Source organism: Mesorhizobium sp. M7A.F.Ca.AU.001.01.1.1 (assembly GCF_004022735.1).
Taxonomy (GTDB): Bacteria; Pseudomonadota; Alphaproteobacteria; order Rhizobiales; family Rhizobiaceae; genus Mesorhizobium; species Mesorhizobium ciceri.
In genome coordinates this window covers 6,317-15,539 of sequence record NZ_RZPF01000045.1, presented here as the reverse complement: position 1 = coordinate 15,539, position 9,223 = coordinate 6,317, and the positions used below count along the sequence as shown (strand labels likewise).

Here is a 9,223-nt window from a genome sequence, read left to right as displayed (position 1 = left end):
GTCCCAGGGTCTTGCCATCATGTCGTGCCCACCAGTCTTCTTTGTTATCGTCAGTGACAAAAAGGACCGGAAGCTGAGCCGACTTTGCCTTGTCCTTCATTTCAGCCCAAATCAGATAATCGCCCGGACGGCCTTTGTCTTTATAACCGGGGGGGATTTTCGCATCGAAACGTCGCAGCGCTTCTTTCCGTCGCTGTTCGATGTCGACTGGTTGCTTCCCTACCTTTCCATCGAAGATGTCAGTAACGTCCTTGAAAACCGATAGAGCTTCAGGAAGCTGCTTTACGGCAGTTTCAACTTCAAGGGTCAGGCGCTCGAAGAACTTGCCGATCTCGTCCATAGAGGATCCTTGGGGCCAAGGATCGAATCTGGAGAACGCGCCAATTGCCCCTTCGACCTCATTGCGTTTCTTTAGCAGCTCATCTTTTAGCTTCTGATATGCCGCTCTATTGGTCGAATCAGCATCGCGCCCGTCTGCCTGGAACTCTGCACCGGCCTGATGAGGCAACCACAGTCTATCCCCAAATGACCTAAATGCAGCAAGGACTTCCGCCCGTCTAGCGGGCATAAATCTGAATAGGTGTAATAAGACATTTGTATCCGGGACCAGAAGTCCCGTCTTCCAGATCTTGTCTAATTCCTTTTTGGTGGGCTCGTAAAACCCATGAAAAATCTTCCGCATCCAACCCCCCGGAGTCGAAGCCATTACAACATCGCTGTGAACATTGAAGCAAGCGAGACTTGTAGAGAAATGCCTTTCGAAACCTTTTCTTACCGTGTGAACGGCTCGCTATTGTCGAATGGTAGCGTATAGCGGAATCCTGAATGGTTGCGGTCCCACGTGCCCTAGAATGTCAGAATGCTCCGATGGTGCGGGGAAGTAGGAGGTGGCGATCACAGCCGCTATCATCTGCGCAATAGCCTACTAGGCTAGCATCGCCGCCGAATAGCTGGTGATAAATGCGGCCGGGAGGCGCGAGCCAGTCAAGCGGTTTCAGGCCTTGCCAAATCCCCCCGGCGTCGGCGTCGTCAGGATGACGGCGTCGCCGGCCTGCAACATGGTCTGGTCGCAGGCTTTCAGCAGGTCGATCGTGCCGTCCTTGCGGCGGATCTTGGTCGAGCCGACCTCGCCGTCGCCGCCTCCGTCCAGCCCTTGCGGCGGCCGGTTGCGGTGCGAGGACAGGATCGCGCATTCCATCTTTTCGAGGAAGCGGATGGTGCGTTTGGTGCCGTCGCCGGCGCTCCATCTGCCCTTGCCGCCGGAATCTTTCCGGATGTGGAAATCCTCGAGCAGAACGGGAAAGCGCAGCTCCAGCACTTCGGGATCGGTGAGGCGCGAATTGGTCATGTGGGTGTGGACGCCGGAGGTGCCGGCAAAGCCGCGGCCCGAGTTCATCCGGCCGGCCGGCGAGCCGGAGCAGATCGTCTCGTAATATTGATACGTCTTGTTGCCGAAGGTCAGGTTGTTCATCGTGCCTTGGGCGTTGGCCATGGCGCCCATGGCGCCGAACAGCGCGTTGGTGACATGCTGCGAGGTCTCGACATTGCCGGCGACGACGGCGGCGGGGTAGGCGGGTTTCAGCATGCAGCCATCGGGAATGATGATGTTGATGGGCCGCAGGCACCCGGCATTCATCGGGATCATATCCTCGACCATGACGCGGAAGGCGTAGAGCACGGCGGCGCGGGCCACCGGCTCGGGCGCGTTGAAATTGTTCTTCATCACCGGCGAGGTGCCGGTGAAGTCTACCGTCGCCTCGCGCTTTTGCCGGTCGACCGTGATCTTCACCTTGATGATCTGGCCGGTGTCGGTCGGGTATTCGTACTCAGAACTATCCGGCAGCCGCTCCAGCACGCGGCGCACGCTTTCGGCGGCATTGTCCTGGACATGGCCCATATAGGCCTCGACGACATCGAGGCCGAAATGGGCGACCATCTTGCGCAGTTCGGCTACGCCCTTTTCGTTGGCGGCGATCTGCGCCTTGAGGTCGGCGATGTTCTGGTGCGGATTGCGGGCCGGATAGCGGTGATCGGTGAGCAGCGTTTCCAGCTCCTTCTCGCGGAAGCGGCCACGGTCGACGATGCGGAAATTGTCGAACAGCACGCCTTCCTCGTCGACCGTGGTGGCGAGCGGCGTCATCGAGCCGGGTGCCGTGCCGCCGATATCGGCGTGATGGCCGCGCGAGGCGGCCCAGAACAGGATTCTTTCCTTGGCATCATCGAAGACCGGCGTCACGACAGTGATGTCCGGCAGATGCGTGCCGCCATTGTAGGGTGCGTTGAGGGCAAAGACGTCGCCGGGGTGGATGTCGCCGGAATTCAGCCGGATGATGGTTTCGACCGAGCGGTCCATCGAGCCGAGATGCACCGGCATGTGCGGCGCATTGGCGACCAGCGCGCCGGTCCGGTCGAAGACGGCGCAGGAAAAATCCAGCCGTTCCTTGATGTTGACGGAATAGGCGGTGTTCTGCAGCGTGACGCCCATCTGCTCGGCGATCGACATGAAGAGGTTGTTGAAGACCTCCAGCATGACCGGATCGGCCTCGGTGCCGAGCGCTGCCTGCCGGCGCTTTTTCTCGACGCGGTGCAGGAGCACGTGGTTCCTGGCGGTGATTTCGGCCAGCCAGCCCGGCTCGATGACGATTGTCTGGTTCGGCTCGATAATCAAGGCAGGTCCCGCAACCCTGTTTCCCGGCTTCAGCGCCTCGCGGCGGAAGATGGGTGAAGTGCGCCACTCTCCCTCGGTGAAGATTTCGCGGGTCTGTGAAGGGCTTACGGCAAGGTCTTCGGTTCGCGATTCAGTTTCGTCGCGCCCAGTGCCGCCGGTGTCGGTGCCTTCGACGCCGACGGTCTCGACGATCATCGGCTTGTCGTCATAGACGAAACCGAACTGCGCCTTGTGGGCGATTTCAAAATCGCGCCTGGCCTGGAAAATCGAATCCGCCTCGAAATTCACCGGCAGTGTCGTGTCGGTGCCGTCGTAGCGAATGTGCAGCACCGGCTTCGTGGCGACCGTATCCTCGCCGATGCCTTGCGCCGCGAGTTCTGCGACAACGGCTTTCCTCAAGATGGCAATGAGGTTGCCGATCTCCGTTCTGGACTCTTCGGCAAGCGGTTTCAGCAGCGCCTGCTGGCGCGAGGCAAAGACCGAGGACAGGCCGATGCCATAGGCCGACAGAAGACCTGAGAAGGGATGGATCAGCACCGCTTCCATGCCGAGCGCATCGGCGACCAGGCAAGCGTGCTGGCCGCCGGCGCCGCCAAAACAGTTCAAGAGATATTCGGTGACGTCGTAGCCGCGCTGCACGGAGATCTTCTTGATGGCATTGGCCATGTTTTCGACGGCGATGGTGACGAAGCCCTCGGCGACAGACTCGGGCGACCGGCCGTCGCCGATTTCGGCGGCGAGTGCGGCGAATTTTGCCCGTACCGTCTCGACGTCGAGCGTCTGGTCCTGGCCGGGTCCGAAAATGGCCGGGAAGAAATCGGGCTGCAGCTTGCCCAGCATCACATTGGCGTCGGTGACGGCGAGCGGGCCGCCGCGCCGGTAGGCTGCCGGGCCGGGATTGGCGCCAGCCGAATCCGGCCCGGCCCGGAAGCGGCCGGCCTCGTAATGCAGGATCGAGCCGCCGCCGGCGGCGACGGTATGGATGCGCATCATCGGCGCGCGGATGCGCACGCCGGCGACCTCGGTGTCGAAGGCGCGCTCATATTCGCCGTCATAGTGAGCGACGTCGGTCGAGGTGCCGCCCATGTCGAAACCGATGACCTTGTCGAAGCCGGCGAGCCTGGCCGTCTCGACCATGCCGACGACACCGCCGGCTGGTCCTGACAGCAGTGCGTCCTTGCCCTGGAACATGTCGGCGGCGGTGAGACCGCCCGACGACATCATGAACATCAGGCGGGGGAATCGATCGCTCTCCCCCACAAGAGGGGAGCTTGGCGCCGCACCCAACTCTCCCGCCACCCTTTGCACATAGCGCGATAGGATCGGCGACAAATAGGCGTCGACCACCGCGGTGTCGCCGCGGCCGACCAGCTTGATCAGCGGCGAGACCTCATGGCTGACCGAGACCTGGCTGAAACCGAGTTTGCGGCAGACTTTCGCCACCGCCTTCTCGTGCTCGGGGTATTTCCAGGCGTGCATGAAGACGATGGCGACCGCATCGATGCCATCGGCCCTGGCCTGTTCGATCGCCGGCCGGCAGGCGGCGATATCGAGCAATTGTTCGACGCAGCCATCGGCGCGCACACGCTCGTTGATTTCGATGACGCGCTCGTAGAGCTGTTCGGGAAGGATGATCTCCTTGGCGAAGATGTCCGGGCGCGCCTGGTAGGCGATCTTCAGCGCATCGCGGAAGCCCTTGGTGATGAGCAAAAGCACGCGGTCGCCCTTGCGCTCCAGCAGCGCATTTGTGGCGACCGTGGTGCCCATCTTGATGTCGCCGATCAGGCCGCTCGGGATCGTGTCGCCGGCCGACAAGCCAAGAAGGTCGCGAATGCCCTGGATGGCGGCATCGTTATAGGCTTCGGGATTTTCGGAGAGAAGCTTGCGCGGGTGCAGCCCGCCCTCCGGATCTCGGCCGATGATATCGGTGAATGTGCCGCCGCGGTCGATCCAGAAATCCCATTTTTCGGTCATGACAGCCCCTGGCGCTCTTCTGTTCGATCGGTGTTTCGGCACATGCTGTTAGTTCGCTACGGCCTGAGCGGCAATCGCAAATGAACCAGACGATGTTACATGCGGAAACGCAACGTTACGAAACTCATGGCCGGCTGACGCATTTGTCCTTCGACCGCTCACGGCAACGTGAGCGTGTGTTGAAGGAGAGACAAATGAAAAAGCTCATTCTCGCGTCCGTTTCCGGTTTGGCTTTGCTTGGCGTCGCCGCCTGCAGTGACAGCGGTACGGACAACACCACCACCCAGAGCACCAACCCGCCGGCCGCCGAGGAACCGATGAAACCGGCCACCCCGGAAGCCACGCCGCCGGCCGCGACGCCTCCGGCAACGGATAATTCGACCACGAAGAGCATCACACCCGAGAAGCCCGCCGAGCCGGCTCCGGCAACACCAGCTCCTGCGCCCGCGCAGTAGTGAGCAAGCAGTACTTCTTGTGATGAATGAGGAAGGTCGGCTCGCGCCGGCCTTTCTCATGTCGTCCGAGCGCCGTGGGCCAATCCCTCTCGCGCGCCGGATCGATTTGTCGCGCAAAGCCTGCGGCACTGTCCCGGCTTGATAGGAGGGAGCGGTGGCTCTAAGAAGCAGGCCATGTCGATTTGGGATCGCCTCGGCGAGTTCATCACCCGCGTTTCATCCTCAACCTCGTCGGGTGTCGTCGACGTTGTCGAGGCTGTGCGCACGGTTTTCTCCGGCGATGCGGATTTGCGCCGGCGTGTCGCCTTTTCGGTGGCGATGATCGCGCTGTCGGCCAAGATGGCCAAGGCCGATGGCATCGTCACCCAGGACGAGGTGCGCGCCTTCCAGGAGATATTCGAAGTGCCGCCGAAGGAGACGCGCAATGTGGCGCGGCTGTTCGATCTCGCCCAGCGCGACGTGGCCGGTTTCGAAACCTATGCCGAGCGGATGGCCCAGATGTGCGGTTCGGGGCATTCCAACTGCGTGATGCTTGAAGACATACTCGACGGTCTGTTCCACATTGCCAAGGCCGACGGGCTGGTGCACGAGCGCGAAGGCCATTTCCTGCACCGCATCGCCGAGATTTTCCGCATCGACGAAGCGCATTACGAAGCCATCATGGCCCGGCACGTCAATCTCGGCGCCGGGGATCCCTATGTCGTGCTGGGCATCGAGCGCGGCAAGCCGTTCGAAGAGGTCAGGAAACGCTATCGCAAGCTGGTTTCCGACAATCATCCGGATCGGCTGATCGCGCGCGGCCTGCCTCAGGAATTCATCAAGATCGCGACCACCAGGGTGGCGGCGATCAATGCCGCCTACGAGATGATCGAGCGGGGCCTGCGCCACGCATGAGCGGCTTTCTGCCCGACGAGCCACGTGCCGAAGTCAGGGTATCGCCGAATTTCGGCCCGCGGCGCGAGACAACACCCAGGCCCGACATGATCGTGCTGCACTACACAGGCATGGCGACCGGCGCCGGGGCCGAGGCCTGGCTTTGCGATCCGGCCAGCGAGGTCTCGTCGCATTATCTGGTCCACGAGAATGGCCATATCGTGCAGATGGTCAGGGAAAGCGACCGCGCCTGGCACGCCGGCAAGAGTTCGTGGTTCGGATGCGCCGACATCAATTCCTGTTCCGTCGGCATCGAGATCGTCAATCCGGGGCATTCGCTGGGCTATCCCGGTTTTCCCCGGCGGCAGATCGATGCCGTGATCGGGCTGTGCCGGGGGATCGCCGGTCGGCATTCGATCGCCGCCGAGCGGGTACTCGCGCATTCCGATGTTGCGCCGGGGCGCAAAATCGATCCCGGCGAGAAGTTTCCGTGGCGGGCGCTATTCGAGGCCGGTGTCGGCCATCTCGTTACGGCCGCCCCCGTCAGGCGAGGCGCTACTCTGACAACCGGCGACACCGGCGGCGATATCGAAGCGTTGCAGTCGATGCTGGCGCTCTACGGCTATGGCGTTGAAATATCCGGCGTTTTCGACCGGCAGACGGAGGCGGTGGTCGAAGCCTTCCAACGGCATTTCCGGCCGCGCAAGGTGGACGGCGTTGCCGACGGCTCGACGCTGCGGACGCTGCAAAGGCTGCTTGCTTCCGTGAAGCGCTAATCCCCGGGAGACCTCTCCCAAGCAATTCTTTCCAATCCTTAAGTTACAGGCTGTCACTCAAAGTGACTTGCCTGGCCTTGTTTGACACCAATTCGGGCGTCAAACGGCTGACGTGTAGATGTCGGACCCCAAGCCCCCCCCGGGTTGTTCCGACGTTGGTTAGGCGTTGCTGCGTGAACATCTTCGCGCGGTTCAGACAGAACAGGATCACATGCAGAAATTTACCGTTTTAACGGCAGCTCTTGCTGCCGGCGTAATGACTTTTGCCTTCAGTGCGGCGCATGCAGCGTCATTCAGCCCGCGGGCCGATCAAGGGTTTCCCGTGGTATCCGCAAAAAGCGGCAAGGCAGGCCACGACGCCAAGGCGACAAAGCAGGCATCCGCCAAAGCGGAGACGAAGCGGGCTTCCGCCAAAGCGGAAAAGGCAAGCTGGTCCAAACCGAAGAAGTCCATCGCCAAAAGGCAGACGAAGCGCGGCCGCAAGACCGTCGACATGACGAGAACGGCATCGATCGGCCTCAGGAACGCGGCGGAGTCGACGGCCGCGGTGGCGAGCAGCGGCCAGTATTCCGCAATCGTTGCCCGCTATGCGGCGATCGAAGGCGTGCCCGTGTCGCTCGCCTCGGCGGTCATCAAGATCGAGAGCAACTACCGGCCCAACATCGTCGGCAGCGCCGGCGAGATCGGCCTGATGCAGATCAAGCCGGCCACGGCTCGGATGATGGGCTATAGCGGCTCCGCCAAGGGCCTGTTCGATCCCGACACCAACATCAAATACGGCATGAAATACCTTGCCATGGCACGGAGCCTCGGTGGCGGCACGACCTGCGGCACCATTCTGAAATACAATGCCGGGCACGCCGCAACGCGGATGAACCCCGTGTCGGCAGCCTATTGCGGCAAGGTCAAGGTGCAGATGGCTGCGCTTGGATCGCCCGCATAAGTCAGCTTTTTCGTTTGCGTTTTCGGGCGTGAACCCCTTTATACGCTCTGCCAGCTGGCTGGGCGGCCGCACCCGCAAACGCCGAAAGGTCGTGGGTGAGGAAAGTCCGGGCTCCATGGAAACACGGTGCCGGTTAATGGCCGGCGGGGGCGACCCCAGGGAAAGTGCCACAGAAAGCAAACCGCCACGATCCGGCTTGCCGGATTCGGGGCAAGGGTGAAAGGGTGGGGTAAGAGCCCACCGCGCGACTGGCAACAGGAGCGGCACGGTAAACCCCACCGGGAGCAAGACCGAATAGGGACGGTGCGAGGGGAAACCCTCGAGGGCTGTTTCCGGCTCACCGTCCGGGTAGGTTGCGTGAGGCGCATGGCAACATGCGCCCAAGATGAATGGCCGCCACGTTCTCGCCTCGCAAGGGACGAGGGCCATACAGAACCCGGCTTACAGGCCAGCTGGCAATTTCTCTCCCCCGATATCAAGAGAAATCTCTTGAAATCAGCAGGTTGCGCCCTCGGGCGCGCCTGTTGATTCAAGCCTGTCCGGCCGTTCATCCGAGCCGGGAGCCGCTGATCCCGTCCAGCGACGTCTCGATCGCTTTCCAGAGCTCTTCCACCGGCTCGCAGCCGACCGAGAGGCGGACGAAACCGGCGGAGACCGCATCGCCTCGCTTCAGGCGCCGCTCGGCGGAGGTGTGGACGCCGCCGAAGGATGTCGCGGCCTGCATCAGGGCACAATTGTTGATGAAGTCCTCGGCTTTGTCTTCCGAGGCGAGTTCGAAAGAGATGAGAAAGCCGAAGCGCTCCATCTGGGCGCGGGCTAGGTTGTGCGACGGGTCGCCTTCAAGCCCGGGATAACGCAGGCCGCTGATTGCCTTGTGGCCCTGCAGTCGCCGCGCGATGACTTCCGCCGAGGAACACATGCGATCGAAGCGCACATCCAGTGTCTCCAGGCCGCGGTGCACCAGCCAGGCTTCGAACGGACCGGGAATGCTGCCGGAAACTTCGCGCCAGCCGGTCACGGCGGCGATGATATCGGCATTGCGACTGGCGACATGGCCGAACAGCACGTCGGAATGGCCATTGGGTGCCTTGGTGTCGGCGGCAACGACGATGTCGGCGCCGTGGTCGAGCGGTCGTTGGCCGAGAGGGGTCATGGTCGTGTTGTCGACCACAAGGATCGCGCCGGCTTTGTGGACAGCATCGGCAACGGCGGCGATATCGCAGATATCCAGCCCCGGATTGGCAGGGGTTTCGACAAATGCCAGCCGATAGCCATCGAAGCCGCCATCGAGGAAGGTCGAAGTCGGCCTGGCATCATAGGTGATGCCGAGCGGCTTGAGGAAGCGCTCGGCCAGCGCTCGTGTCGTGTGATAGCCGTCCGATGGCAGCAGGATACGGTCGCCGGCCTTGAGCACGGCAAAAAACGCCGCCGAGATTGCCGCCATTCCGGAAGGGAATGCGACGCAGGGCGCGTCCTCCAGATGGGCCAGCATATGCTCGACCGCGTCCCAGGTCGGGTTGCTGAATCGCCCGTA

Annotated in this window: 7 protein-coding genes and 1 other RNA gene; 5 read left to right on the top strand and 3 right to left on the bottom strand. The window is 62.0% G+C overall.

The genetic code is table 11. The annotated features are described in order from the left end of the window. Both EN884_RS04945 and EN884_RS04940 read right to left on the bottom strand, forming a co-directional pair. The coding region (locus EN884_RS04945) for a PIN-like domain-containing protein (protein ID WP_245491899.1) at nucleotides 1-568 on the bottom strand (568 nt) is incomplete at its 3' end. A gap of 426 nt (nucleotides 569-994) precedes the next feature. After that, complete coding sequence (locus EN884_RS04940; RefSeq protein WP_063168484.1) at nucleotides 995-4,642, bottom strand: hydantoinase B/oxoprolinase family protein; 3,648 nt, start codon at nucleotides 4,640-4,642, stop codon at nucleotides 995-997. Between the two features lie 80 nt (nucleotides 4,643-4,722). On the opposite strand from EN884_RS04940, the gene EN884_RS04935 reads away from it, so the two are divergent. From EN884_RS04935 to rnpB, 5 genes are all read left to right on the top strand, one after another. After that, nucleotides 4,723-5,097, top strand: a complete 375-nt coding sequence (locus tag EN884_RS04935) for a hypothetical protein (protein WP_244514312.1) — start codon at nucleotides 4,723-4,725, stop codon at nucleotides 5,095-5,097. Between the two features lie 174 nt (nucleotides 5,098-5,271). Next, nucleotides 5,272-5,991: a DnaJ family molecular chaperone gene (locus EN884_RS04930; RefSeq protein WP_013530944.1), complete on the top strand. Its 720-nt coding sequence runs from the start codon at nucleotides 5,272-5,274 to the stop codon at nucleotides 5,989-5,991. Then, nucleotides 5,988-6,746 carry an N-acetylmuramoyl-L-alanine amidase gene (locus EN884_RS04925; RefSeq protein ID WP_013530945.1) on the top strand — a complete coding sequence of 253 codons (759 nt, stop codon included), beginning with the start codon at nucleotides 5,988-5,990 and terminating at the stop codon, nucleotides 6,744-6,746. The genes EN884_RS04930 and EN884_RS04925 overlap by 4 nt, the downstream gene beginning before the upstream one ends. A gap of 211 nt (nucleotides 6,747-6,957) precedes the next feature. Further along, entirely contained in the window at nucleotides 6,958-7,689 is a 732-nt protein-coding gene (locus EN884_RS04920) for a lytic transglycosylase domain-containing protein (RefSeq protein ID WP_013530946.1), read from the top strand. Nucleotides 7,690-7,739: 50 nt separating this feature from the next. Beyond that, an RNA gene (gene rnpB / locus EN884_RS04915) (RNase P RNA component class A) lies at nucleotides 7,740-8,149 on the top strand. 87 nt (nucleotides 8,150-8,236) lie between these two features. Here rnpB and EN884_RS04910 read toward each other — a convergent pair. Beyond that, a partial coding sequence (locus EN884_RS04910) for a cystathionine gamma-lyase (protein ID WP_245491898.1) occupies nucleotides 8,237-9,223 on the bottom strand: 987 nt, incomplete at its 5' end.